26 protein-coding genes are annotated in these 23,742 nt (G+C 69.5%); 12 read left to right on the top strand and 14 right to left on the bottom strand.

Translation table 11 applies throughout. The features are described from left to right. Positions 1-6 precede the first annotated feature (6 nt). The 8 genes from ccoO to SLNSH_RS00280 all read left to right on the top strand — a co-directional run bounded on the left by ccoO (position 7) and on the right by SLNSH_RS00280 (position 7,264). Entirely contained in the window at positions 7-741 is a 735-nt protein-coding gene (gene ccoO, locus SLNSH_RS00315; protein WP_106334652.1) for a cytochrome-c oxidase, cbb3-type subunit II, read from the top strand. A 10-nt stretch (positions 742-751) separates the two neighbouring features. Further along, positions 752-901 carry a cbb3-type cytochrome c oxidase subunit 3 gene (locus SLNSH_RS25265; protein WP_245421916.1) on the top strand — a complete coding sequence of 50 codons (150 nt, stop codon included), beginning with the start codon at positions 752-754 and terminating at the stop codon, positions 899-901. A gap of 4 nt (positions 902-905) precedes the next feature. Then, positions 906-1,784 (top strand): cytochrome-c oxidase, cbb3-type subunit III, encoded by an 879-nt coding sequence (ccoP, locus tag SLNSH_RS00305; RefSeq protein WP_106334650.1) that lies wholly within the window; start codon positions 906-908, stop codon positions 1,782-1,784. A gap of 88 nt (positions 1,785-1,872) precedes the next feature. Further along, a complete protein-coding gene (gene ccoG / locus SLNSH_RS00300) occupies positions 1,873-3,357 on the top strand; it encodes a cytochrome c oxidase accessory protein CcoG (protein ID WP_106334649.1) in 1,485 nt (494 codons plus the stop codon). Further along, positions 3,354-3,860 (top strand): FixH family protein, encoded by a 507-nt coding sequence (locus SLNSH_RS00295; protein ID WP_106334648.1) that lies wholly within the window; start codon positions 3,354-3,356, stop codon positions 3,858-3,860. The genes ccoG and SLNSH_RS00295 overlap by 4 nt, the downstream gene beginning before the upstream one ends. A 92-nt stretch (positions 3,861-3,952) precedes the next feature. Beyond that, positions 3,953-6,220 (top strand): heavy metal translocating P-type ATPase, encoded by a 2,268-nt coding sequence (locus SLNSH_RS00290; RefSeq protein ID WP_106334647.1) that lies wholly within the window; start codon positions 3,953-3,955, stop codon positions 6,218-6,220. Beyond that, a complete protein-coding gene (ccoS, locus tag SLNSH_RS00285; protein ID WP_106334646.1) occupies positions 6,217-6,369 on the top strand; it encodes a cbb3-type cytochrome oxidase assembly protein CcoS in 153 nt (50 codons plus the stop codon). Before SLNSH_RS00290 ends, ccoS begins: the two co-directional genes overlap by 4 nt. Positions 6,370-6,640: 271 nt before the next feature. Beyond that, positions 6,641-7,264 (top strand): hypothetical protein, encoded by a 624-nt coding sequence (locus SLNSH_RS00280; protein ID WP_106334645.1) that lies wholly within the window; start codon positions 6,641-6,643, stop codon positions 7,262-7,264. A 10-nt stretch (positions 7,265-7,274) separates the two neighbouring features. On the opposite strand, the gene SLNSH_RS00275 is transcribed toward SLNSH_RS00280, so the two are convergent. Together SLNSH_RS00275 and mbfA are read right to left on the bottom strand one after the other, a co-directional pair. Further along, positions 7,275-8,159, bottom strand: a complete 885-nt coding sequence (locus SLNSH_RS00275; protein ID WP_106334644.1) for a metallophosphoesterase family protein — start codon at positions 8,157-8,159, stop codon at positions 7,275-7,277. Positions 8,160-8,193: 34 nt separating this feature from the next. Further along, positions 8,194-9,165 (bottom strand): iron exporter MbfA, encoded by a 972-nt coding sequence (mbfA, locus tag SLNSH_RS00270; protein WP_106334884.1) that lies wholly within the window; start codon positions 9,163-9,165, stop codon positions 8,194-8,196. Between the two features lie 106 nt (positions 9,166-9,271). Between mbfA and SLNSH_RS00265 the strand changes: the two genes are divergently transcribed. The 3 genes from SLNSH_RS00265 to SLNSH_RS25110 all read left to right on the top strand — a co-directional run bounded on the left by SLNSH_RS00265 (position 9,272) and on the right by SLNSH_RS25110 (position 10,953). Beyond that, entirely contained in the window at positions 9,272-9,769 is a 498-nt protein-coding gene (locus SLNSH_RS00265) for an NUDIX domain-containing protein (RefSeq protein ID WP_106334643.1), read from the top strand. 192 nt (positions 9,770-9,961) lie between these two features. Beyond that, positions 9,962-10,468, top strand: coding sequence for a GNAT family N-acetyltransferase (locus SLNSH_RS00260; protein WP_106334642.1), 507 nt, complete (start codon positions 9,962-9,964; stop codon positions 10,466-10,468). Positions 10,469-10,548: 80 nt separating this feature from the next. Continuing rightward, the gene (locus tag SLNSH_RS25110; RefSeq protein WP_196240189.1) at positions 10,549-10,953 is read left to right on the top strand and encodes a Sec-independent protein translocase family protein; all 405 of its coding nucleotides are present in this window, start codon (positions 10,549-10,551) and stop codon (positions 10,951-10,953) included. Here the strand turns inward: SLNSH_RS25110 and SLNSH_RS00250 are convergent, their stop codons facing one another. From SLNSH_RS00250 to SLNSH_RS00195, 12 genes are all read right to left on the bottom strand, one after another. Next, on the bottom strand, positions 10,954-13,038 hold the full coding sequence (locus SLNSH_RS00250; protein WP_106334641.1) for a hypothetical protein: 2,085 nt from the start codon (positions 13,036-13,038) through the stop codon (positions 10,954-10,956). It abuts the gene before it with no gap. A gap of 7 nt (positions 13,039-13,045) precedes the next feature. Beyond that, positions 13,046-15,856: a DUF4159 domain-containing protein gene (locus SLNSH_RS00245; RefSeq protein ID WP_106334640.1), complete on the bottom strand. Its 2,811-nt coding sequence runs from the start codon at positions 15,854-15,856 to the stop codon at positions 13,046-13,048. 3 nt (positions 15,857-15,859) lie between these two features. Further along, positions 15,860-16,801, bottom strand: a complete 942-nt coding sequence (locus tag SLNSH_RS00240) for a DUF58 domain-containing protein (RefSeq protein WP_106334639.1) — start codon at positions 16,799-16,801, stop codon at positions 15,860-15,862. 11 nt (positions 16,802-16,812) lie between these two features. Beyond that, the gene (locus tag SLNSH_RS00235; RefSeq protein ID WP_106334638.1) at positions 16,813-17,817 is read right to left on the bottom strand and encodes an AAA family ATPase; all 1,005 of its coding nucleotides are present in this window, start codon (positions 17,815-17,817) and stop codon (positions 16,813-16,815) included. Positions 17,818-18,059: 242 nt separating this feature from the next. Further along, the gene (locus SLNSH_RS00230; RefSeq protein ID WP_106334637.1) at positions 18,060-18,326 is read right to left on the bottom strand and encodes a hypothetical protein; all 267 of its coding nucleotides are present in this window, start codon (positions 18,324-18,326) and stop codon (positions 18,060-18,062) included. Positions 18,327-18,398: 72 nt separating this feature from the next. Then, positions 18,399-19,655, bottom strand: coding sequence for a CCA tRNA nucleotidyltransferase (locus SLNSH_RS00225; RefSeq protein ID WP_106334636.1), 1,257 nt, complete (start codon positions 19,653-19,655; stop codon positions 18,399-18,401). Beyond that, the gene (locus SLNSH_RS00220; protein WP_106334635.1) at positions 19,652-19,909 is read right to left on the bottom strand and encodes a DUF6111 family protein; all 258 of its coding nucleotides are present in this window, start codon (positions 19,907-19,909) and stop codon (positions 19,652-19,654) included. Before SLNSH_RS00220 ends, SLNSH_RS00225 begins: the two co-directional genes overlap by 4 nt. Continuing rightward, positions 19,906-20,574: a CoA pyrophosphatase gene (locus SLNSH_RS00215; protein WP_245421914.1), complete on the bottom strand. Its 669-nt coding sequence runs from the start codon at positions 20,572-20,574 to the stop codon at positions 19,906-19,908. Before SLNSH_RS00215 ends, SLNSH_RS00220 begins: the two co-directional genes overlap by 4 nt. Beyond that, positions 20,571-21,194, bottom strand: a complete 624-nt coding sequence (locus SLNSH_RS00210) for a DUF1285 domain-containing protein (protein ID WP_425352962.1) — start codon at positions 21,192-21,194, stop codon at positions 20,571-20,573. Before SLNSH_RS00210 ends, SLNSH_RS00215 begins: the two co-directional genes overlap by 4 nt. A 25-nt stretch (positions 21,195-21,219) precedes the next feature. Then, positions 21,220-21,498, bottom strand: a complete 279-nt coding sequence (locus SLNSH_RS00205) for a hypothetical protein (protein ID WP_146140138.1) — start codon at positions 21,496-21,498, stop codon at positions 21,220-21,222. A 67-nt stretch (positions 21,499-21,565) separates the two neighbouring features. Continuing rightward, positions 21,566-22,462, bottom strand: a complete 897-nt coding sequence (gene hemF, locus SLNSH_RS00200) for an oxygen-dependent coproporphyrinogen oxidase (RefSeq protein WP_106334633.1) — start codon at positions 22,460-22,462, stop codon at positions 21,566-21,568. Next, complete coding sequence (locus SLNSH_RS00195) at positions 22,462-22,947, bottom strand: tRNA (cytidine(34)-2'-O)-methyltransferase (protein WP_106334632.1); 486 nt, start codon at positions 22,945-22,947, stop codon at positions 22,462-22,464. The genes hemF and SLNSH_RS00195 overlap by 1 nt, the downstream gene beginning before the upstream one ends. Before the next feature lie 243 nt (positions 22,948-23,190). Between SLNSH_RS00195 and petA the strand changes: the two genes are divergently transcribed. Next, positions 23,191-23,727 carry a ubiquinol-cytochrome c reductase iron-sulfur subunit gene (gene petA, locus SLNSH_RS00190; RefSeq protein WP_106334631.1) on the top strand — a complete coding sequence of 179 codons (537 nt, stop codon included), beginning with the start codon at positions 23,191-23,193 and terminating at the stop codon, positions 23,725-23,727. Positions 23,728-23,742: the final 15 nt, after the last annotated feature.

Here is a 23,742-nt window from a genome sequence, read left to right as displayed (position 1 = left end):
CAGATCATGTCCGTCTGGGCCAAGCACGCCGTCTTCGAGAAGAACTCGATCATTCTTCTCGTCGGCATACTCCTCGTGGTCGCCATCGGCGGCCTCGTCGAGGTCGCACCGCTCTTCTACCTGAAGAGCACCATCGAGACGGTGCAGGGCGTTCGTCCCTACACCCCCCTCGAGCTCGCAGGCCGCAACATCTACGTCCGCGAGGGCTGCTACAACTGCCACTCGCAGATGGTTCGCCCGCTGCGCGACGAGGTCGAGCGCTACGGCCACTACTCGCTGGCGGCCGAGAGCATGTACGATCACCCCTTCCAGTGGGGCTCCAAGCGCACCGGGCCTGACCTGGCCCGCGTCGGCGGCAAGTACTCCGACGAGTGGCAGCGCGCGCACTTGATCAATCCGCGCTCCGTGGCGCCGGCGTCGATCATGCCCGGCTATCCCTTCCTGGCGTCCACGCCGCTCGACTACGAGCACATCCAGGACGACATGAAGACCAACGCCATCGTCGGCGTGCCCTACACCGCCGAGATGATCGAGAAGGCCAAGACGGACCTCGTCGCCCAGGCGGCGGTGGACGATCCGGGGCAGGCCGACCTCGTCAAGCGCTACCCCAAGGCCCTGTCCCGCGACTTCGATGGCAAGCCCGGCGAACTCACGGAAATGGACGCGCTGGTCGCGTACCTGCAGGTCCTCGGCACGATGGTCGACTTCAAGACCTACGACGACAAGGCGAACATCCGCTGAGGAGGCCGCTGTGAGCTACGAAACTCTCGCCCACATCGCGCAAACCTGGGGCACGGTCGGCTTCGTCGTGATGTTCGCCCTGGTCCTGGTCTACGCGCTCAACCCGAAGAACCGCACGCAGTTCGACGCTGCCGCGAAGATGCCTCTCGAGAAGGACTGATCCCATGGCCTCCGAGAACACCAAGATGGACGCCGTCACCGGCGTCTCCACGACCGGCCATGACTGGGACGGCATCCAGGAACTGAACACGCCGTTGCCCCGCTGGTGGCTGTGGCTGTTCTATGCCTGCATCGTCTGGGCGATCGGATACTGGATCGCCTATCCGGCCTGGCCGCTGGCCTCGACCTACACCAAGGGCCTGCTGGGTTATCAGACCCGCGCGGCCGTGGAGAAGGACCTGGCCGACCTGCAGGCTCTCCCGCAGCGTCGGGAGGCGTTCGCGGCCATCGCGGCGAAGCCCCTGGCCGACATCGAGAAGGATCCGGCCCTGCTCACCTCGGCCCGCGCCATCGGCAAGGCGGCCTTCGGCAACAACTGCGCGCCGTGCCACGGCCAGGGCGCGCAGGGCGCCAAGAACTACCCGAACCTGAACGACGACCAGTGGCTCTGGGGCGGTTCTCTCGACGCGATCAAGCAGACGATCACGCACGGAATCCGCAACGAGGACGCCGAGTCGCGCACCGGCAACATGCCGGCCTTCGTCAAGGACGGCATCCTGAAGAAGGAAGACGCGCCGAACCTGGCCGCATTCGTGCGCACGCTCGCCGGCAACAAGCCCGAGCGCGGCGATGTCGCCAAGGGCAAGCAGCTGTTCGCCGAGAACTGCGCCGCCTGCCATGGCGAAGCCGGAAAGGGCAACCCTGAGGTCGGCGCGCCGAACCTCACCGCCAATATCTGGCTGTATGGCGGCGACCAGGCGACCATCGAAGAGACGATCACCAACGGCCGCGGCGGCGTGATGCCGACCTGGGCCGCCCGTCTCGACGACCCGACCATCAAGGCGCTCGCCGTCTACGTCCACTCGCTGGGCGGCGGCCAGTAACGCGGCGCGCAGGCGCTGACGACCACGCGGGTCCGGCGGACGAAGAGCGCCGGACCCGATCTCCCCCGAACCCTCTTCGAGGTTCATCATGAGTTCCGCCGACACCGGCGCCGCCAAGTCCGCCAGCCCCATCGTGGGCGCGGACGACGACGTTCCGCTCTACGAGGCCCGCAAGGAGATCTATCCGGCGGCCGTTCGGGGGCGCTTTCGCACGATCAAGTGGGCGATCCTGATCGTCACGCTGGGCATCTACTACTTCCTGCCGTTCCTGCGCTGGGACCGCGGGCCCAACGCGCCGGATCAGGCCGTCCTGATCGACCTCGCCAACCGGCGCTTCTATTTCTTCCCGATCGAGATCTGGCCGCAGGAGCTCTACTACGTCACCGGCCTGATGGTGCTGGCGGCGCTGACGCTGTTCCTGATGAACGCCGTCGCGGGCCGCGTGTGGTGCGGCTATCTCTGCCCCCAGACGGTGTGGACCGACCTGTTCTACGCCGTGGAGCGCCTGATCGAGGGCGACCGGCGCGAGCAGATGAAGAAGGCCCAGGGTCCCTGGGACCTGGAGCGCATCGCCGAGAAGATGCTGAAGCACTCCATCTGGCTGCTGATCGCCTGGTGGACCGGCGGCGCCTGGGTGCTCTACTTCGCTGACGCGCCCACGCTGGTGAAGGACCTCGTGACGTTCCAGGGGCCGGTGGTCGCCTATGTGTGGATCGGCATCCTGACGTTCACGACCTATTCGCTCGCCGGATTCATGCGCGAGCAGGTCTGCCTGTACATGTGCCCGTGGCCGCGCATCCAGGCCGCCCTGACCGACGAACACGCGCTCAACGTCACCTACCGCTACGACCGCGGCGAGAAGCGCATGTCGGTCAAGAAGGCCGAGGCGGCGCGGGCGCGCGGCGAGGCAGTGGGCGACTGCGTCGACTGCAACCAGTGCGTGAACGTGTGCCCGACCGGGGTGGACATCCGCGAGGGCCTGCAGCTCGGCTGCATCCAATGCGGCCTGTGCATCGACGCCTGCGACAACGTCATGGCGAAGATCGGCCGACCGACCGGACTGATCGGCTACGACACCGACTTCAACGTGCAGCGCCGCATCGCCCGCGAGGAGCCGGTCTACAAGATCGTGCGCGTGCGCACCGTGCTCTACGTCGTCCTGATCGCAGCCATCGGCGCCTTCATGACCTTCGCGCTGGCGACCCGCACCACCTTGGGCGTCAGCGCGCTGCACGATCGCAACCCCCTGTTCGTGAAGCTCGCGGATGGATCGATCCGCAACGGGTTCACGGTTCGGTTGACCAACAAGGCGCTCGATACGCGGCCGTTCCGCCTGGAGCTGATCGGCCTGGCGGACGCCCACCTGGAGGTGGTTGGCATCGAGGCGACCGCGCAGATGTCGGCCCTCCTGGAGGTGCTGCCGGACCAGACGCGCGAGTTGCGCGTGCTCGTCACGGCGCGGAAGGGCGATGCGCCTGAATCCCGCACGATCCGGTTCCGCCTCACCGACGTGGTCAGCGGAGCCACGAGCTACGCCGATGACTTCTTCAAAGGCCCAGGGAGCGCGCCATGAGCGATACGAGCCTGACCGACAGCGGCTTTCGACTGAAGGGGCACCACGTCCTTCTCATGCTGGTGGCGTTCTTCGGCGTGGTCTTCGCCGTGAACGCCTACATGATGAAGGTCGCCATGGCGACGTTCAGCGGCGTGGAAAGCGCCACGCCCTACAAGGATGGGCTGGCCTACAACTCCCAGATCGCCGAGGCGAAGCGCCAGGCGGAGCTCGGCTGGACCGTGACGGGCCATGTCGAGCGCAACGCCGAGGGCGTCGCGCGGGTGAACCTGGATGCGCGTGACGCCCAGGGCCTTGGATTGGCTGGCGTTGTCGCCAGGGCGACCCTCGAGCGTCCGGCCGACAAGCGCGAGGACCGCACGGCCGAACTGCGGGAGCTGGGCGGGGGCCGCTTCGCCGCCCAGGTGGACGGCGTCGCCCCCGGCCAGTGGGACCTCGTGATCGAGATCCTGCGGGACGACCAGCGCGTCTTCAAATCGCGCAGCCGCATCACGCTGCGCTGATCCGGTGAGCGCCGTGGTTCGCCCGGCGCTCTGGGTCGCCGACGCTCCGCCCCACGGGGCGCCGGCGCGCATCGCTCTTCAAGGAGGCTGACGTGTCCCCCGCGTTCGACTACTCCGCCCTGGTTGAGAAGCGCCCTGACGGCGTCAGCCACCTGGACCTCGCGGTCGAGGGCATCACCTGCGCGGCCTGCATCGGCGACATCGAGCGGGGCCTCGCCACCCTGCCGGAGCTCGACAAGGCGCGTCTGAACTACACGAACCGGCGCCTCGCCGTGGAATGGCGCGCCGAGGGCTTCGATCCTGTCCGGGTCGTGTCGCGGCTGGCGGAGCTCGGCTACAAGGCGCACCCGTTCGAGCCGTCCCGCGAGGAGGAGATCGAGGCGGCCGAGATGCGCTTCCTGCTGCGCTGCCTGGCGGTGGCGGGCTTCGCGGCCATGAACATCATGCTGCTGTCCGTCTCCGTGTGGTCCGGCAACGCCAGCGACATCACCGACGAGACGCGCGACTTCTTTCACTGGGTTTCGGCGCTCATCGCGCTCCCCACGGCCGCCTATGCGGGCCAGCCGTTCTTCCGCAACGCCTGGCGCGCCATCCGCTCGCGCAGCATGACCATGGACGTGCCGATTTCGCTGGGCGTCACGCTCGCGATCGGCATGTCGCTGTACGAGACGATCCACCATGCGCACCACGCCTATTTCGACTCGGCGGTGATGCTGCTGTTCTTCCTGCTCCTCGGGCGCGTGCTCGACCAGGTGATGCGCCGCAAGACGCGCGCCGTGGCGGGCAACCTGCTGGCGCTCCGGGGCGAGACGGCCGTCGTGCTGGCAGAGGCCGGTGAAACGCGGGAAGTGCCGCTCAAGGCGGTGAAGCCGGGCGACCGCGTCCTGGTGCTGCCGGGAGACCGGGTCGCGGTGGACGGCGTGGTGATCGAGGGGCGCTCCAGCGTGGACGCGAGCCTCGTGACCGGTGAAACGGCGCGCGAGCCCATCGGGCCCGGCGCCATGGTGTACGCCGGCACCGTGAACCTGGACGGCGCGCTTACCGTGCGGGTCACGGCGGCAGCCGAAGGCACGCTGCTGGAGGAGGTGAACCGGCTGGTCGAGACGGCGGCGAACGCGCGGTCGCGCTACTTGCGGTTGGCGGACCGCGCGGCGCGGATCTATTCGCCGGTGGTGCACATCGCGGCGCTGGCGACAGCGATCGGGTGGATGTTGCTGGGCGCATCCCTGCATGACGCCCTCATCACCGCCATTGCGGTCCTGATCATCACCTGTCCCTGCGCGCTGGCGCTCGCGGTCCCGGCCACCCAGGTGGTCGCCTCTGGCTCCCTGTTCAAGGCGGGCGTCCTGCTCCAGAGCGGGGACGCGATCGAACGCATCGCGGCGTGCGACACCGTCGTGTTCGACAAGACCGGCACCCTGACCATGCCGCAGCCGCAAGTGGCGAACGCCGCGGAGGTTCCGGCGGACCTGCTGCAGGCCGCCGCGCGCCTGGCGCTGTCGAGCCGGCATCCTCTCGCGGCGGCGCTGTCCGCCAGGGCGCTCGGCCTTTCGCCGATTCCGGGGGGCCAGGAGCAGGCTGGCCATGGGGTTGCGGCAGAGTGGGACGGCGTGGAGGCGCGGCTCGGAAGTCCCGCCTTCTGCGGGGCTGAAGCGGAGGCCGCGGCGGCTCTGGCGAAGGATCTCGATGCGACGGTGATCGCTGTGCGTGTTGGCGAGCGCCGGGCCGTCATGCTGCTCCATCAGGCGCTGCGGCCGGACGCCGTAGACGTGGTCCGCGAGCTGGCCGGTCGCGGCAAGCGGATCGTGATCCTCTCTGGCGACCGCGAGCAGCCGGTCGCGGAGGCCGCGCGCGCGCTCGGCGTGGCCGAGTGGCGGGCCGGGCTCAAGCCCGCCGACAAGATCGCTGCGCTGGAAGCCATGGCCGCCGAAGGGCGCCGCGTGCTGATGGTGGGCGACGGTCTCAACGACGCGCCGGCCCTGGCGGCCGCGCATGCGTCCATTTCGCCCGTTACGGCGGCGCACCTGGCGCAGGCTTCCGCCGACGCGCTGTTCCTGGGCGAGCGTTTGCAGCCGGTCGCGGACGCGGCGCTGCTGGCGCGCAAGGCTCACGCTGTGATGCGCCAGAACCTCGGCATCGCGGTGATCTACAACCTGATCGCCGTGCCCCTGGCCATCATGGGCCACGTCACGCCGCTCATCGCCGCCGCGGCGATGTCCGGGTCCTCCATCATCGTGACGGTGAACGCGCTGCGGGCGAAGCTGCCCTTCAGGGAACCCGCGGCCGAGCCGCAGGTTACCCGCGGCAAGCCGGCGAGCCCCGCAGTTCCGCCACAGCGTCCGGCCAGAGTCGCGTCATGAACGTCCTCGTGTATCTGCTTCCCATCGCGCTGAGCCTCGGCCTGCTCGGTCTGGGAGCCTTCCTCTGGTCCCTCAAGAGCGGCCAATACGACGACCTTGACGGCGCCGCCGTCCGCATCCTGGACGACGACGACGTCCGGCGCGGTTGAGCGCCGTCTGGCCGTCGCGAAGGCCGGACAGAAAAATGGCCGGACGCGTGAGCGATCCGGCCAAGGCTGTTTGTCGAGCACATGAGCAGCTGGTCAGCCGCCCAAAAGACGTTAGCGTGATCGGCGCGCTTTCGAGTGTGAGCTAGTTCACACATGGTCAGCTTAGATTGGCGCTGTCGAGCCGCAACTCCTGCGTGCTTTACGTGTTGAGGTCCCGGCGTTTACATTCTGTTCACCCTTTGCGGCGCGTCGGCGTATTCGAGGCCATTCCATGGAAGACCCTGTCTTCGCTTTCCCGACCAGACGGCCGGCTCAGCCGGACCTGAAGTCGGCCATGCGCAAGGCGAGGATCGAGGAAGCGGAGCGATCGTCGGCCGTGGCTGAACTCCGTGGGGCCGAACTCGGGCGCCTCGAGCTCCTCAAGGAGGAGCTGGCGCCTGTTTTCGCCCAGCTTCCCGCCGATGCCGACATGTTCGATTTCGGGCTGGTGAGCGCCGAGAAGCCGCGGCTGTTCGTCGACATGGTCGCCTTCGTGGAGATGGGACGCGATCGCCGGACCTTCCGCCTCATCCAGGATACGCGTTCCGGGCGCATGGTGCTGGCCGAAAGCGACCGCATCGACCCCATGGTGGACGCGGTGACGGCCTATCTGGGCCGTCGGCTCGTGGAGCGGGAGCGGGCGCTCGCCGGGGAGATCGTGGCGCCTCTCCAGGTGGCGCCGCCCCCCTCGGCGGACAGGGCCGAAGCCCCACGGGGCGCGCGGGCCTATCGTTTCGGCGACCTCGTGTTCGCCTTCCTGCTCGGGGTCATCCTTGGAATGACCCTGCTTCTCCTGGCCGCCTGGTGGAAGGCGCGGGGCGGCTTCGCCTGGCTGGCGCTGGCCGGGGTCGGTTAACCCGACCGGCTCAGAGGGGCAGCGGCCCCAGGTCGACGATCTCGCCGCCGCTCGTCAAACCGCGCGTGCGGCCGGTGATGACCGGGCCGCCTTCCGTCAGGTCGATGTCGAAGAGGTGATATCCCGCCCGGTGCGTCAGGGTGCCGCGAATGGCGGAACACGAGGGCACGCCCACGACTGGAATGGCCTTGCCGCCCGGTCCCATGATGCGGTTCACCGAGGTCACGTGGTTGTGCCCGTGTAGGATCAGGTCCGCGCCGGTCTGGGCGAGGATGTCCTCCAGGGCGGCGGAGTCGGTGAGGCCGCGGCCCGTCTTGCTGCCGCTCCGGTAGGGGGGGTGGTGGATCAGCACCACGCGCGCGAGCGGCTGCTGGGAAAGAAAGGCCAGGACGTTGGCGATCTTCTCGCGCTGCTCGCGGCCCAGCGAGCCGGAGGCGACGAAGGGGCCCGTTGGAACGGCCGACGAGAGGCCCACGATGGCGAGCGGCCCGACCAGGCGGACATAGGGGAAGCCTTCGTACTTCCCGTTGTCCGAGGTCATCCATGGCGAGAGGTAGCGCTCGATATCGCGCAGCGTCGTGCGGACATAGGCGTCGTGATTGCCGGGGACGAAGCTCACCTTGTCGGGCGCGCCGAGGTCCTGCAGGAACTCGCGGGCGACCTGAAATTCGCCGTGGAGGCCGATGTTGATCAGGTCGCCGGTGCAGGCGATGTGGTTCGGCTCGAAGCTCTTCATGTCGGCGACGAGCCGCTCGAGCACACCCATGTCGTGGATGCGGTCGCGGCCGCGGCGCCAGTTCATGTAGCCGGTCATCCGCTTGCCGGCGAGCTCCCGCAGGCGCGGCTTGGGCAAGGGACCGAGGTGGGGGTCGGAGAGGTGGGCGAGCCTGAACATGGGGCGTCACCCATCCCCCGCGACGGCGCGCGGGTCAAGCGCTGCCGATGAGAATTCCCGTCACGAACACAAGGACGCCGCCCAGCACCACCTGGAACGCCGCCTGCAGGAAGGGTGTGTCCATGAAGCGCGCGCGGACATAGGCGATGGCCCACAACTCGATCAGCACGATGACGGCCGCGATGGACGTTGCGATCATGAAAGCGTTAGGCCAGGCGTCGGGCACGAGGTAGGGCAGGGTGTGGCCAATGCCGCCGACCGTGGTCATCAGGCCGCAGACGAAGCCGCGGATCCATGGCGCGCCACGGCCGGTCAGCGAGCCGTCGTCCGAAAGGGCCTCGGCGAAGCCCATGCTGATGCCGGCGCCGATGGATGCCGCCAGGCCGACCAGGAAGGTCTCCCAGTTGCTGTGGGTGGCGAAAGCCGCGGCGAAAAGCGGCGCCAGGGTGGAGACTGAGCCGTCCATGAGTCCAGCCAGGCCCGGCTGGACATATTGCAGCACGAACATGCGACGCTTGGTGTGGGCCTCCTCGGCCTCCGCGTCGCCCTTGAGGTGCTTTTCCTCCAGTTCGCCGGCCCGGCGCTCGTGGCCCCTCTCGGCCTCGGCGAGCGTGGTCAAAAGCTGGCGGACATTCACGTCCAGCGTCTGGGTCGCGGCCTTCTCGTAAAATCGTGCGGCCTGCAGCTCCATGATCTCGGCTTCCTTGCGCATCTTGTCGACGGGCAGGTTCTGCGTCAGCCAGATGGGACGGCGCTTCAGGAAGCCCTTCACGTCCTCGCGGCGGATGGGTGGCAGGTGCTCGCCGAACTTCTCGCGATAGAGGTGGTAGAGCATGTCGCGATGGCCGCGCTCCTCCGCCGCCATCTCGTCGAACATGGCTGCGGAATGCGGGTAGGTCTCACGAAGGCTGTCCGCGAAGCTCTGGTAGATCCGGGAATCCTCCTCCTCGCCGGTGATGGCGAGGGTCAGCACCTCGCGTTCGGAGAGTTCGGCGAAGGTCTTCATGGGCATGAGGGGCTCCCGTGAAAGCGGCGTGTTCAGATTGGAATTGTTCTAAGGTGTCTGGCGGGAAGGGCAAGCCCCTGGGCGACCGATCTGCTATGACAGACGCATGGACCGGCTCTCGATTCCCTCGCAGGAAGAGCGCGTGAAGGGACCCAGCCTGATCGGCCGGGCGCTCCACCTCTACTGGCGATTTGCGCGACCGATGACGCTGGGCACGCGCGCCGCGATCATTCATCCCGAGCGCGGCGTCTACCTCGTGCGCCACGGCTACGTGCGCGGCTGGCAAATGCCGGGCGGCGGGGTCGAGGCGGGGGAGACCCTGCACGCGGCCATGGTTCGCGAGGTCTGGGAGGAGACGCACATCGAGGTGACTGGAGCGGCGGCCCTGCATGGCATGTTCCTCAACCGGCACGTCTCCAACCGGGACCATGTCGCGGTTTTCGTGGTTCGGGCCTTTCGGGAAGGGCCATTCCGGGAGCCGGACGCCGAGATCCGGGAAGGCCGCTTTTTCCCGCTGGACGCCTTGCCCGAAGACGTGACCCGCGGCACCCGAGCGCGCCTGGAGGAGATCGCGACAGGCGCTTCGCCCTCGCCCACGTGGTGAGCCGGTTGCGTCCTCCGCAAAAACCTGTACGGGTGCTGCGCGCCGCATCGCGCGGCTGGAGGTCAGGCATGCCGGTCAGGCGGGAGCGACGACGAGGGATGACGAGCCGCTGAAGGGCGGCCTCCGAGTTACCCGCCTCTGTCTCCACCAGCGCGCCCGCCGGGCGCAGCCTGCCTGCCGAGCCCCCTCGACATGACCGACCTCTCCCTCCTCATCCGGCCTGAAGTCGCAGGCGAAGCCGCCACGATCGAAAAACTGCACGAACGCGCCTTCGGGCCCGGCCGCTTCGCCCGCACGGCTTACCGCCTGCGGGAAGGCGCGCCGCACGAACCCGGCCTGTCCTTCACGGCGCTGGTCGGCACGCTCGTGGTCGGCTCCATCCGGTTGACGCGCATTCAGATCGGGCAGGCGGAAGGCATCCTGCTGGGGCCGGTCACGGTAGAGCCCGCCTTCATGAATCGCGGGATCGGCATGGCGCTGGTGCGCCGGTCGCTCGAGGCCGCCAAGGCGCAAGGCCATAAGCTGGTGCTGCTCGTCGGGGACGAGCCCTTCTACGGCCGCGTCGGTTTCAAGCGCGTGCCCAACGGGCGGCTGCAGATGCCAGGGCCCGTGGATCCGGCGCGGCTGCTCATCCTGGAACTGGAGCCCGGCGCGTTCGAGGGCGTCAGCGGGCCGGTGGGGCGGCTGCGCAAATCCTGATTCCTTCCGGCTGCTTATTTATTTCTTAGAAGAATAAACTTAGAGATGACCTTCTTCACTGTGGCGAAGGGGGCATACACATGGGTGGCGTAAGCATTTGGCACTGGATCGTCGTGCTTCTACCGATCGCGATCCCGCTCATTCTTAAGTTCGGGTTCAATGTCGGGGCCAAGAAGCTTGTTCTCAAGAATCCCCGCACAGGCCAGATGAAGATCGGCTTTTATGGCTTTTCCTGGACCTATTTCTTCTTTGGATTCCTGGTTCCTCTGATCCGCGGCGAGCTTGGCGTTGCTGCTCTCCACTTGCTGTTTTCAGTTGTTACGTTCGGGCTTTGGCAGCTCATTGTCTCATTTTTGTATAACAAGCAATACACGCAACGGCTCGTGAGCCAGGGTTACGTGATCCAGGGCAGCGACACTTCCGTGCAAGTCGCGGCTTCGAAGCTTGGCATCGACCTGATGGTGCATCAAGCGGCGATGAGCTGACTACGACTGCGCCGGGCGGCCCAGGCGGGATTCTCCGAGCCAGGTCGTGAGCAGGCTGGCGATCAGCAGCACGAGGCCGAGGAAGCCCAAAAAGACCGGGAACACGGACACGCCCTTCACCACGTGCGCGTCCGTGTTGCGCAAGGCGATGAAGTCGCTACCGGAGAACCGGGCGCCGGAGGACAGCGACAGGATCGTCGGAATGCGCGGCGCTTCGCCGGCGCGGTCCGCCACGCGTCGTACGGAACCGCCGGTGGCGGCCGCGATCGGCGCGAGCTTTTCCGTGGTGGACATGACTTCCTGGAATTCGCGCGGGTTTGGCGGGCCGACGCTGACGAAGGCCGTCAGCTTGCCATCGGTGAGCCGGTAAAGGCCCGGAAGCTTTGTTTCCACGGTGGCGCGCCAGAGCCCGGGGCTGGCGGCCTCCAGGGTGGCGGTCTGGTTCTCGCCGGTGGGGCCCGTCAGCGTCACGGGGTCGACGGCGTCCGCGAGAGTCTGGCGCTCGACAGTCACGACGTTGCCGCGCGCCGAGGCGCGCAGGGCCTCTTCCTCCAGGTCCGGCTCCTTCATGAGCCAGTGGCTCAAACGACGGAGCAGGTCCTGGTGCGGGCCGCCGCCGCGGAAGTTGCGGGCCCAGAGCCAGGAATGATCGGACAGCAGCAGCGCGACACGGCCCTTGCCCTCGCGCGAGAGAACGAGCAGCGGCTTTTCGTCCGCGCCCGCCATTACGGCGGAGCCCGCCCGCACGTCGGCGGAGATCAGCCGCAACCACTCGCCCCAGCTCGGCGGCTCGGTGTCCGAGCCCGGCAGGTTGCGGGTGACCGGATGCTTCGCGCCCGTAGGGGTGACATGGGCGATGTAGGGCTGCTCGACGATCTTGCCGTCGGGCGTGGCCGGGATGGCGGCCGCCAGGGGGGTGCCTGCGAGGCCGGCGCGGCCCGCGAACTCGGGGCCGGCCGCCACCAGCACGGCGCCGCCGTCGCGGACATAGCGGACCATGTTGGCGAAGTAGACACCCGGAAGGATCGACTGGTTGGCGTAGCGGTCGAAGATGATGAGGTCGAACTCGTTGATCTTCGTCTCGAACAGCTCGCGAGTCGGGAAGGCGATCAGTGACAGCTCGTTGATGGGCGTGCCGTCCTGCTTCTCCGGCGGACGCAGGATGGTGAAGTGGACGAGGTCCACGTTGGCGTCGGACTTGAGGATGTTGCGCCAGGTGCGCTCGCCGGCGTTGGGCTGGCCGGAGACGAGCAGCACCCGCAGCTTCTCGCGGATGCCCTCGATGGGGACCACCGCCTTGTTGTTGTAGGCCGTAAGTTCGCCGGGAGCCTCATCGGCCTCGATCTCGACCACGTTCTGGCCGCCGTGCTCGATCCGGATGGGCAGGCGCATCACGTCGCCAGGGGCCGCGCGGCGTTCGGCCACGACCTGCCCGTCGCGGCGGACCACGACCCGCACGGGCTCGGTCTGGCCCGGATCCTCGACCCGCAGGCGGATCACGGCGTCCTTGCCGACGATGCCGAAGCGGGGCGTGTCCAGCAGGGCGATGCGGCGGTCGCGCTCACCCGGGTGGCCGGTGATCAGGGCGTGGATGGGCGCCTTGAATCCGATCGCGGCGGCCTGCTCGGGAATGTCGTGCACCACGCCGTCGGTGACCATGACGGCGCCCGCGACGCGGTCCGGCGGCACGTCGGAGAGGCCGGACTCGAGCGCTCCGAAGAGGCGGGTGCCGTCGGCGTTCCCGGCTTCCCGCACGTCGATGACGCGGGTCTCGACATCGGGCAAGGCGTCGAGACGCTTACGCAGGGCCTCCACGACGACATCCGTTTGGGCGGCGCGGTCTCCGAGCTGCTGGGAGGCGGAGTGGTCAACGACCAGCGCGGCGACGTCCTTCAGGCGGTCGCGGTCCTCCCGCACGAAGGAGGGGTTGAACAGGGCGGCCAGGAACGCAGCGACTGCGAGCGCCCGCAGCACGGAGCCGCGCTGGCGCAGCACGATCGCCAGGATGGCGCCCCCGCCGGCGATCAGGGCAAGCGCCACCAGCACGGGGAGGGGAAGGAGGGGCGACCAGTCCAGGCTCGTCATGCGTTCCTCACTGGCCCAGCCGCTCGAGCAGCGCCGGCACGTGCACCTGGTCCGCCTTGTAGTTGCCAGTCAGGGCGTACATCACGACATTCACGCCGGCCCGGAAGGCGAGCTCGCGCTGCCGGGCGCCGCCAGGTGTGAGCGGATACAAAGGCTCGCCGCGGCGACCGACCGCCCAGGCGGATGCCCAGTCGTTGGAGGTGATGATGATGGGCGAGACGCCGTCGCCTGCGCGGGCCGGGCGCTCGGCGTCCGGGCCCTCGCGGGGCAGGGCCTCGATCCAGGTCTGGCCGTCGGCGTAGCGCCCGGGGAAGCTGTCGATCAGGTAGAAGGCCTTGGTGACCACGTGGTCCCGCGGCACGGGCTCGAGCTGCGGAACCGCCACCCCGGCCAGGATCTGGCGCAAGGCCGCCGTCTCGGGCGTCGGCGCGCCGCCGGGGCGGTTGGAGAGCGCGTCGCGGGTGTCGAAGATCACCGTGCCGCCGCCCTTCATGAAATCGTCCAGCTTGCGCACGGCGGCTTCGCTCGGGGCCGGGCGGCCGGCCACGATGGGCCAATAGATGATCGGATAGACAGCAAGTTCGTCGCGCGCCGGGTCGATCGGGGCCGGGTCGCCCGGGGATAGGGCGGTGCGGGCGCTCAGGAAGGAGCTGAGGCCCGCGAGGCCCGAGCGGCTGATCTCGTCGACGTTGGCGTCGCCGGTGGTGACATACGCGAACCGGGTCGTGAGGGCGGCGTCCATTTCCTTGGGGCTCACGGGCGGCCTCTGCTCCGCCGCGAAGGCCTGGGGAGGCGGAGCGGCGAGCAGGGCGGCCCCAGCCAGGAGGATAACCCCGGCCGTCGTGGCGGCGCGGCGGGCCCGGCCGAACGTCAGCCTCCCGCCAAGCCAGAGCACGGCGAGCGTGTCGACGGCGAAGCCGAGCAGGGCGAGGGCGATCATCCAGGGGCGAAGATCGATCGGCGGCTCGCTGCGCAGCGGCTGGAGCGTTGCGCCGAGGCCCGAGACGTCGAGCTTCGCCAACGTGGCGTCCGCCGCGAGGGCGTTCACGGCCACGGGCGTGTCGGGCGAGCCGTAGAAGCCGGGAGGGTGGTCGAGGGACGCCAGCAGCGGCGCGTTCAGGGCGATCGGCCGGGCCGTGGCGGGCGGGGGCTGGAACACGCCGAAGCCGTCCAGGGTGCGGAGCGGCGACACGGTCGCGGGCTGGCCATTGGCGTTGGCCTGCACCTGCGGATCCCCTGCGCCGGCCAGGGCCGTGACGCGGCGGAGCATGTCCACGAAGAGGCCCGAGAGCGGCAGGTTGGACCAGGTCGTATCGGCCGTGACGTGCACCAGCACGAGCAGGCCCTGGCCGCGGCGCTCCGCCGTGATGATGGGCGTGCCGTCGGAGAGGGCCGCCCAGGTCTTCTTGCTGAGGTCGGCCTCCGGCTCGGCCAGGAGCTGGCGGGTGATGCCGACGTCCTTGGGCAGGGGCAAGCCGAAGAAGGGGCTCGCCTGGTCGAAGGGGGCCAGGGTGCGGGGGCTTTCCCACGACAATGCCCCGCCGAGGGCGCGCCCGCCGCGCCGGAGCTTCACGGGCGAGAGCTCGTCATTCGTCGCGGTCGCGAGGCGCGAGCCGGCGAATCGCAGCAGGAGGCCGCCCTTATCGACGAAATTGGCGAGCTTCTGCCGGATGTCGGGCGGCAGCGCGCCGACATCGGCCATGACGAGCATGGAGACCTTCTCGTCCAGCAGCTGGTTGATCGCGTCGTTGGGGCCCATGCGGGGCTCGCGCACGTCCGCGTAGGGCGTGAGCGCGCGGGCGACGTAGTAGGTGGGCGAGAGCAGCGGCTGGGCCACGTCGGCGGTGGCGCCCGAGACGAGGCCCACGCGCCGGCGGCGGCTCGACTCGTCCACGAGCGCCACGGCGCCCGCGCTGCGCTCGTCGGCGATGTCCAGGCGGGCGATCTCGTTGCGGAGGTCGACCGGGATGGTGAGGTCGGCCCGCGTCTCGGCCGCGCCCGCGCTGAAGCTGAACGGCGCCTCCCCGAGCGGCAGGCCGCGCTTGTCGAGGGCGCGCACCACGCCGGCGTCCCGCCCGTTGGGCTCGGCGCGCAACACGCGGACGCTCATGCCGGCGGCGGCGTTCTCCACCCCCGCGAGCGCCAAGGGGCGCGCGGCCGGGCCGGAAACGATCGTGAGCGCGTGAGACCCGACGAGCGCCTTCAAGCCGTCCCGGAACGGAGCCTGGGCGCCCTGGGCGACGCCGTCCGCGATCCACACCAGTTCGGCGTTGCGCTCGCGCGCGAGGAAGCGCCCGAGCGGCGGGAGGATGGCGGCGCGATCCGGCATGTGCGGCGCGGGCTTGAGGGCCCGCAGCTTCTCCAGGGCGGCCCCGGCGTCGCCCATCTGGACTTCCGCGAGCGGCGCGCCCGTGCTCACGACGGCGACAGGGCGGTCGTCGCGCGCCGCGGAGCGCACGATCTCCTCGGCGGCCGTCATGCGGTCAAGCCAATCGGGCGCGGCCGCCCACCCCGCGTCCACCATGAGCACCACGGGCCCGCTGCGGCCGACAGCCTGCTTCAGGGCGTTCCAGACGGGCCCCGCCATGGCGACGATCACAAGGCCAGCGACCAGGAGGCGCAGAACGAGGAGCCACCAAGGCGTGCGGGCCGGGCTCTCCTGTTGGGGCGCCAGATCGAGGATCAGGCGCAGGGGCGGGAAGTCGATCCGCCGCGGCTGCGGCGGCGTGACGCGCAGCAGCAGCCACAGAGCGGGCAGCGCGGTGAGCGCCAACAGGACCGCGGGCGTGGTGAAGCCGAGGGAGAGCCACTCGAACATGCCTCAGCCTCCCCCGCCGATGCGCACGCCCGCCATGCCGGCATCGCGCTCGGCGATGCGGGCGGCGAGCGACAGCAGGGCTTCCGACGCGGGCCGGTCCGTGCGGTGCACCGCGAAGGTCCAGCCGCGTCGCGCGCATGCGTCCTTGAGGGCCTGGCGGTGGGCTTGCAGGCGTTGGCGCACCAGCGCCCCAAACGCGCCAGCGTCTCCCACGCGCAGCGTCTGCGAGCTCTCCACGTCCGCCAGCACGGCCTGGCCTTCGAACGGGAACGTCTCCTCCACGGGGTCCAGCACCATGACCAGGTGGCCCCCGGCCCCGCGGGCGGCCATGCGCTCGATGGCGTCCTGGACGCGGCCGGCCGGGGTGAGAAAGTCGCTGATCAACACGGCCTCGGTCAGCGGGGCGAGCGGGAGGGGCGTGGGCAGGTCGGCGGGCGGGGTTTGATCCGCAGCAAGCGCTTCGGCGATGCGATCGACGATGGAGCGGGACGCGACCGGATTGGTCAGGCCGATATGCCCCACGCGCTCGCCGCCTCGCACCAGGAGATCGGCCAAAGCGAGGCCCAGCACGATGGCGCGGTCGATCTTGGGAGCCTGGGACAGGGCCGAAGCGTAGCCCATCGACGGGGAGCGGTCGATCCAGAGCCAGACCGTGTGGGCGGCCTCCCACTCGCGCTCGCGGACGTAGTAGCGCTCCTCGTCGCGGGCCGAGCGGCGCCAGTCGACGCGATGGGCCGGCTCGCCCGGCACGAAGGCCCGGAACTGCCAGAAGGCCTCGCCCGAGCCGGCCTGCCGGCGGCCGTGGATGCCATGGGCGGCGGTGGCTGCGATGCGACGCGCCTCGATGGCGAGCCGCGGCAGGCGCCGCGCCAGGTCCAGCGCGCCGGTGGCGTGCCGGGTCCCGACCGCTCGTTCCGCCGCACCGAGAACCCGGACCTTCACCATGTGCTCACGCCCTACGCGATCCGGTCGACGAGGCGGCGGATCAGGCCGCCGATGCTCTCGCCCTCGGCGCGCGCCGCGAAGGTGAGCGCCATGCGGTGCTTCAGCACCGGCTCCGCCAAGGCGACGACGTCGTCGAGCGAAGGCGCCAGCCGGCCCTGCACCAGCGCGCGGGCGCGCACGGCGAGCATCAGCGATTGTCCGGCGCGCGGGCCGGGGCCCCAGGCGAGGTGGTTGGCGATGGTCGGGTCGCCCTCTCCGGGACGGGCGGCGCGCACGAGCTGGAGAATGGCCTCCACCACGCTCTCGCCCACGGGCAGCCGGCGCAGCAGGCGCTGGGCGGCCAGCAGGTCCTCGGCGCTCATGGCCGCCTTCGGGCGCCCCTGGGCCTCGCCAGTGGTCTCCAGCAGGATGCGACGCTCGGTGGCGGCGTCCGGGTAGCCCACGTCGATCTGCATGATGAAGCGGTCGAGCTGGGCCTCGGGGAGCGGGTAGGTGCCCTCCTGCTCGATCGGATTCTGGGTCGCGAGCACGTGGAAGGGACGGGGCAGGTCATAGGCCTCGCCGGCGACCGTGACGTGGTACTCCTGCATGGCTTGGAGCAGCGCGGATTGGGTGCGCGGGCTGGCGCGGTTGATCTCATCCGCCAGCAGCAGCTGCGCGAAGATCGGGCCCCGCACGAAGCGGAAGGCGCGGCGCTTGTCGACCGTCTCCTCCAGCACCTCGGAGCCCAGGATGTCCGACGGCATGAGGTCCGGGGTGAACTGGATGCGGCGGCTATCAAGGCCGAGGACAGCGCCCATGGTGTCGACCAGCTTGGTCTTGGCGAGGCCGGGCACGCCGACGAGGAGGCCATGCCCTCCCGACAGCACCGTGATCAGGGCGTTCTCGACCACCTGGGCCTGGCCGAACACCACGGTTCCGATGGCGTCCCGCGCCCGGGTGATCTGCTCCAGCGCCGCATCGGCGGAGCGCACGATCATGGCGTCGAGGCTGGCGGCGTTGGTCGGGTCGGTCATCGAGGGCCCTCGGAAACGGCGACGGGCGGCGGCTGCCTCCGGCGCGTTCAGTCAGCATCGCGCGCCGGGGCGCCGGGGTTCAAGCCCGACACGATGCCGCGGCGCACCTGTCACTTGCATGATCGCGAAAGAACTTTCTTTGAGCTTGCGCATCCACACCGGCGCAGGCTCCTTGCCTCACACGGCGAAAACGTGGCGCTGCGGGCCGGCGTTCCTTGACGGGATCGTGAGTGCGCAGAGGTTCAATCGGCTGTTGGCAGGCGCCGGATGGTGAACTCGATGCGGCCGTCGTCCAGCTCGCGCCACCACTCGATCTCGGTCATGTAGGCGGCCTTGGGAAAACGCGAGAACGCCTCGCGGGCTTTTTCCCGCGCTTCCTCGCGTGGCAGCGTGAAGGTCTCGCGCTTCCAGGCGTCGTTGGACGCGCTCCGCCCAGAACGGGCCGCCTCGGCCCCGCGCTGGGACAAGCGTCGGGCCACATCCACGGGGCGAAGGGGCTGCCGGCTCATGAAATACGCCTCACACGAGAGCGCGCCGCCGCTCCCGCAGCCAATCTATCCCGACAACAGACGAAAAGGGAGTCAGTTCAAAGGCGTGCCGGCGGCAGCTGAGCTGTGCGCCACGGCTGCGTCGAAGATGGCCGCAAGCGCGTCGGGGTCGGCCGGAAAATCGCCTGCGATCCAGAGCGCTTCGGCGCGCGCCAGCAGGGCGCCGACCTGCGGGCCGGGCGCTACGCCGCGCGCGAGCGCGTCGCGGCCGCTCCAGGGGAGCTTGGGCGCGGGCTGGGCGAGGGCCGACCGGGCTTCCCGAAGGGCCTCTTGCGCCCGCAGGCCGAAGCACCGCGCGCCTGCGAGCGCGAGACCGTCGCGGGCGGCCTGATCGCCGTGCCGGTAGGCCTCCACGCGCCAGTTGTGGCCGGTCATGGACTTCAGGCGCCCATGCGCCATCTCGAGCACGCGGGCCGCCTTCTCCAGGCGAAGCGCCTCGGCGTTGGACAAGCGCAAGCGCTCATGCAGGGCCCCGGCGTCCTCGCGGACGCGCACCGCCAAGGCGGCGAGCCTGAGGACGGGATCCGCGCCGCTGGCGGACACCGCTGCGAAGGCGCTCAGATCGGGGGCGGTCGCGAGCAGGCGGTCCAGGAAGCCGTTTTCGGCGATGGCTGGCACGGTCTCGGCCGCCCGGCGGCTGGCCAGGAGCTTCAGCAGCTCGGCCCGAATGCGCTCGCTCGAGAGCTGGGCAAGGCCGGCGCGCAGGCGCACCGCGGCCGTGAGGGCCGCCTGGTCCAGCTGTCCTTCGCCATATTCCGAGTGGAAGCGAAACAGCCGCAGGATGCGGAGATAGTCTTCGCGGATGCGGGTCTCGGCGTCGCCGATGAAGCGCACGCGGCGGGCGGCCAGATCCGGCAAGCCGCCGACGAGGTCGATGACGGTTCCGTCCGGGGCGGCGTAAAGGGCGTTCATGGTGAAGTCGCGCCGGGCGGCGTCGCGGGCGAAGTCGCGGCCGAACTCGACGACCGCCCGGCGGCCGTCAGTCTCGATGTCCTCGCGAAGCGTGGTGACCTCGAAGGGATGGTGGTCCACCACCACGGTGACGGTGCCATGGTCGACGCCGGTCGGAACGGCTTTCATGCCAGCCGCCTGCGCCTGTGCGGTCACAACGTCGGGGGTGGCCGTGGTCGCGACGTCGATGTCGCCCGGGGGCAGGCCGAGCAAGGCGTTACGCACGGCGCCCCCCACCACGCGGGCCTCCTCGCCATCCCGGTTCAGGGCGGCCAGCAGGCGCTGGAGCTCGGGGCGTTCCAGGACGCCGGCGCCGGCGATGGTGGCCGTCTTCGTCAATCGATGTGGCCGGGCACGAAGCGCCCGTTCTCCATGTGGGCGGGAACGTAGGGGCCCGTGCCGCGCCTGGCGGTCAGGCCGGTGTAGATCAGCCAGCCGCTCGCCACCGCGAGGCCTACGAGAACCAGCCAGGACACGTTGCCTTCCCAGTGGACCTTGGCCAGGGGCGTCTGGCGCCGGGCCACGAGCCACAGGGCGTAGAGCGCGAAAGGCACGAGGAAGAGCAGGAATTCCTCGATGAAGGCGCGCGTCATTCGGCGTAGAGCCTTTCGTAAAGGTTCCGCAGGATGCCTGCGGTCACGCCCCAGATGTAGTGCTCGCCATAGGGCATTGCATAGTATTGCCGCTGGGAGCCTTTCCATTCCCTTGTGTGACGCTGGTGATTGCCAGGGTCCATGAGGAAGGAGAGGGGCGTCTCGAAGACGATGTCGACCTCGTTCGGATTCAGCTCCAGAGCGTAGTCCGGCGTCACCAGCGACAGGACCGGGACCACGCGGAACCCGGTGGAGGTGAGATAGGCGTCGAGGTAGCCGAGCGGCTGGATCAGGTCCGGCGCAAGACCGATCTCCTCGCCCGCCTCGCGGATCGCGGCCGCCATGGGGGAGGGGTCCGCCTCGTCTATCTTGCCGCCCGGGAAGGCGATCTGGCCCGAGTGGTCCCGCAGGTGCGAGGCGCGGCGGGTCAGCAGGATGCTGGCGTTCTCCGGGTGAGCCACCACCGGGATCAGCACGGCGGCAGGACGATGGAGCGATCCGTCGGACGGCGCCAGCATGGGCGCGAGCTGGTGGTCGCCGCGGTCGGGGATGCGGCCAGGGTCGAAGGCGTGGGCCGGGGGCTCCATGCTGAGCCTGGCGCGGGCGCGCGTTTCGAGCGATTCCGGCGAGTAGGGCGTGGCGATGACGGGTGTTGGGGCGTTCAAACCAGGCCCTCGATCTCGGCGGCGTCCGCCATGGGGAAAAAGCAGCCGCCTGCGGCCACTCCGAACTTCGCTGCGCCGTTCACGTCCCGCTCTTCTCCGAGCGCGACGAGGTCATAGAACAGCGCGCGAGTGACGCGGGCCTCCAGGCCGCCGCGGACCAGCACATAAGGGCGCAGGCCGCCGGCAGGTTCGCGCGCGAAACGCAGCGGGTGGGCGGCGTCCACGGTCACCCAGTCGTCCACATTGGTGCGGAAGGCCATCCGGCGAGCTTCGCCTTCGCCCTCGACCTGCATCTCCACGGCCATGAAGGGCGCGTCCTCGACCGCAATGCCCACCATCTCGACAGGGGTCACCAGGACGAAGCGCTCGGGATCCCGGCGCAGCACGGAGGCGAACAGCTTCACGAGCGCCGGCCGGCCGATGGGCGTGCCCATGTAGAACCACGTCCCGTCCGCGGCGATGCGCATGTCGATCTCGCCGCAATAGGGCGGGTTCCAGAGGTGGACGGGCGGCGGGCCTTTCTTGCCCGCCTCGCGGGCGCCGGCCGTAAGGGCGTCCAGAGCCGGGGGAGTCGAAGCAGAGGCGGTCATGAGTTGAAGATAGGGCAGGCCGCCCGCCATTGCATCCACGGTCGGGACGGGAACCCTATGCGGGTTTGCGGCCCATTCTCCACCACACGCCCAAGGCGGCCAGGGCCGGAGCGGCGAAAATGATCAGCACAAACGGAAACTCGTCCGCCGCCGTGCGCCCGCCCCACGTGGCGCTGATCCACCAGTAGAGCAGAGCCGCGATGAGCCACAGCGGCACGAAGATAAGGGAAGCTCGCCGCATGCCGAAGCTGCCGCCCGGGCCGAAGAGGCCTCCCGCCACGAGGCACAGCCCCAGCAGCGCCACTCCGCCGAGAATAACGAGGAGGATTTGCATAAGGCCCGCCCCGATCTGACCCAACCCATGATGGCGAGGCTTGCGCTTCCCGTCCAGTGCTGGAGCGCTACGGCCAGCGCACCGTCGGTGGCATGCTGGAGAGGATGCTCTCGACATTGCCTCCGGTGCGGAGGCCGAAGATGGTGCCGCGGTCGTAGAGCAGGTTGAACTCCACATAGCGTCCGCGGCGGACCTGCTGCTCCTCGCGGTCGGCCTCCGTCCAAGGCTTCGCTAGGTTGCTGCGCGCGACCGCCGGGTACACGGCCCGGAAGGCCTCGCCTACATCGCGCGTGAAGGCGAAATCGGCCTCCCAGTCGCCGCTGTCGAGGTAGTCGTAGAAGATGCCCCCAATGCCGCGCGGCTCATTGCGGTGCTTCAGCAAGAAGTATTCGTCGCACCAGGTCTTGTAGCGGGCGTAGTCGGCGACAGGGTGCGGCTCGCAGGCCCCGCGCATGGCCGCGTGGAAGGCGACGGCGTCCGGGTCTTCCTGCGTGCGCCGGCGGTCGAGCACGGGGGTGAGGTCAGCGCCGCCGCCGAACCAGGCCTTCGTGGTCACCACGAAGCGGGTGTTCATGTGCACCGTGGGGACGTTGGGGTTCCACGGGTGGGCGATGAGCGAGATCCCGGAAGCCCAGAAGCGCGGGTCATCCGAGGCGCCCGGGATCTGGGAGCGGAACTCGGGGGCGAACTCGCCGAAGACGGTGGAGATGTGCACGCCGGCTTTCTCGAAGACGCGGCCGCGCAGCATGCTCATCTCGCCGCCGCCACCCGGCGCGCCCGTGTGATCGGTGCGGCTCCAGGGCTTGCGCTCGAAGCGCCCGGGCTTGTCGGCGCCGGGGAAGAAGGGGCCCGCCGCCTCGTCCTCCAGGGCCTCGAAGGCGGCGCAGATGCGATCCCGCAGGCCGCGGAACCAGGCGCTGGCCTCTGCCTTGCGGCGGTCCAGTTCGTCGGGGGAGGGCAGCATCAGTTCGGTCCTTCTGGCGCCTTGGGCGGAAAGCCGCCCGTCTGGCGCAACGCTTCGCCGAGGATCATGGCGGCCGAAACGGCGATGTTCAACGACCGCAGGTCCGGCCGCATGGGGATGACGACCCGGGCGTCGGCGGCCTCGTGAACCGCGTCGGGGACGCCGGCCGACTCGCGACCGAGCAGGATCGCGTCGCCCGGCGCAAAGGCGAAATCCGTATAGGGCGTCGCCCCCTTGGTGGTCGCCAGCACGAGGCGGCAGCCGCGTCCGCGCCGCCAAGCGTCGAACTGCGTCCAGGAGACGTGCCGTTCGATGGCGACCTGGTCGAGATAGTCCATGCCGGCGCGCCGGAAGGCGCGGTCCGACACGGGGAAGCCGGCAGGCTCGATGATGTCGGCCGGCACGCCCATGCAGGCGCAGAGCCGCAGGATCGTGCCCGTGTTCTGGGGAATGTCGGGCTGGTAGAGGGCGAGGCGGAGAGGCACGCGAAGAAAGACTCGGATGCGTCAGGGAAACAGGGGCGGGAAAACGGCCCGCAGCGCATCCCAATCAGCATTCCGCACTATAGACAAGGCTTAAGCTCCGTGCGAAACAGCGCGCCGCGCGGCGACTCCCGGTCGCATTGCGAGCCCCTGCCTTTGCGCGCATACCGCCCGGGACCAGCTTCAACGATCAATCAATCCAGCCCTTTTCGCTTCGAATTGGGTCCAGATTGAGGGGATGCACACGTGGCTTCGACTTCCACAGCGACCGCGTCGGAACCGACCCGGCGGGACTTTCTCTTCATCGCCACCGGCGCTGCAGGCGCGGTCGGCGTCGCAGCCACGCTGTGGCCGTTCATCTCCCAGATGGGTCCTGACGCCGCGACGATCGCGGCCGGCGCGCCCGTCGAGTTCGACCTGACCCCGGTCGCCGAGGGGCAGATCGTCAAGCTGTTCTGGCGCGGCAAGCTGATCTTCGTCCGCCACCGCACGGCGGAGGAGATCAAGGAGGCCGAGAACGTGGACGTGGCCTCGCTCCGCGATCCGCAGGCCGACTCGGCCCGCGTGAAGCCCGGCAAGGCGCAGTGGCTGATCGTGTACGGCAACTGCACCCACCTGGGCTGCGTGCCGCTCGGCCACGAAGGCGCGTTCCACGGCTGGCAGTGCCCCTGCCACGGCTCGGTGTTCGACACCTCCGGCCGCATCCGCCAGGGGCCGGCCCCGACGAACCTTCCGGTGCCTCCGTACCAGTTCGTCTCCGACACCAAGATTCAGATCGGCTAAGGCCGGATCGCGCCG

This window comes from Alsobacter soli, assembly GCF_003004785.1.
In the GTDB taxonomy this organism is placed as follows: domain Bacteria; phylum Pseudomonadota; class Alphaproteobacteria; order Rhizobiales; family Beijerinckiaceae; genus Alsobacter; species Alsobacter soli.
This window is presented reverse-complemented; position numbering and strand designations above follow the sequence as displayed.

Bases quoted from the DNA above. Each gene is read 5' to 3' on its own strand.
- ccoO (WP_106334652.1), top strand. From the start codon at position 7: ATGTCCGTCTGGGCCAAGCACGCCGTCTTCGAGAAGAACTCGATCATT.
- ccoP (WP_106334650.1), top strand. From the start codon at position 906: ATGGCCTCCGAGAACACCAAGATGGACGCCGTCACCGGCGTCTCCACG.
- ccoG (WP_106334649.1), top strand. From the start codon at position 1,873: ATGAGTTCCGCCGACACCGGCGCCGCCAAGTCCGCCAGCCCCATCGTG.
- SLNSH_RS00295 (WP_106334648.1), top strand. From the start codon at position 3,354: ATGAGCGATACGAGCCTGACCGACAGCGGCTTTCGACTGAAGGGGCAC.
- ccoS (WP_106334646.1), top strand. From the start codon at position 6,217: ATGAACGTCCTCGTGTATCTGCTTCCCATCGCGCTGAGCCTCGGCCTG.
- SLNSH_RS00280 (WP_106334645.1), top strand. From the start codon at position 6,641: ATGGAAGACCCTGTCTTCGCTTTCCCGACCAGACGGCCGGCTCAGCCG.
- SLNSH_RS00275 (WP_106334644.1), bottom strand. From the start codon at position 8,159: ATGTTCAGGCTCGCCCACCTCTCCGACCCCCACCTCGGTCCCTTGCCC.
- mbfA (WP_106334884.1), bottom strand. From the start codon at position 9,165: ATGAAGACCTTCGCCGAACTCTCCGAACGCGAGGTGCTGACCCTCGCC.
- SLNSH_RS00265 (WP_106334643.1), top strand. From the start codon at position 9,272: ATGGACCGGCTCTCGATTCCCTCGCAGGAAGAGCGCGTGAAGGGACCC.
- SLNSH_RS00260 (WP_106334642.1), top strand. From the start codon at position 9,962: ATGACCGACCTCTCCCTCCTCATCCGGCCTGAAGTCGCAGGCGAAGCC.
- SLNSH_RS25110 (WP_196240189.1), top strand. From the start codon at position 10,549: ATGGGTGGCGTAAGCATTTGGCACTGGATCGTCGTGCTTCTACCGATC.
- SLNSH_RS00250 (WP_106334641.1), bottom strand. From the start codon at position 13,038: ATGACGAGCCTGGACTGGTCGCCCCTCCTTCCCCTCCCCGTGCTGGTG.
- SLNSH_RS00245 (WP_106334640.1), bottom strand. From the start codon at position 15,856: ATGTTCGAGTGGCTCTCCCTCGGCTTCACCACGCCCGCGGTCCTGTTG.
- SLNSH_RS00240 (WP_106334639.1), bottom strand. From the start codon at position 16,801: ATGGTGAAGGTCCGGGTTCTCGGTGCGGCGGAACGAGCGGTCGGGACC.
- SLNSH_RS00235 (WP_106334638.1), bottom strand. From the start codon at position 17,817: ATGACCGACCCGACCAACGCCGCCAGCCTCGACGCCATGATCGTGCGC.
- SLNSH_RS00230 (WP_106334637.1), bottom strand. From the start codon at position 18,326: ATGAGCCGGCAGCCCCTTCGCCCCGTGGATGTGGCCCGACGCTTGTCC.
- SLNSH_RS00220 (WP_106334635.1), bottom strand. From the start codon at position 19,909: ATGACGCGCGCCTTCATCGAGGAATTCCTGCTCTTCCTCGTGCCTTTC.
- SLNSH_RS00210 (WP_425352962.1), bottom strand. From the start codon at position 21,194: ATGGCGGGCGGCCTGCCCTATCTTCAACTCATGACCGCCTCTGCTTCG.
- SLNSH_RS00205 (WP_146140138.1), bottom strand. From the start codon at position 21,498: ATGCAAATCCTCCTCGTTATTCTCGGCGGAGTGGCGCTGCTGGGGCTG.
- hemF (WP_106334633.1), bottom strand. From the start codon at position 22,462: ATGCTGCCCTCCCCCGACGAACTGGACCGCCGCAAGGCAGAGGCCAGC.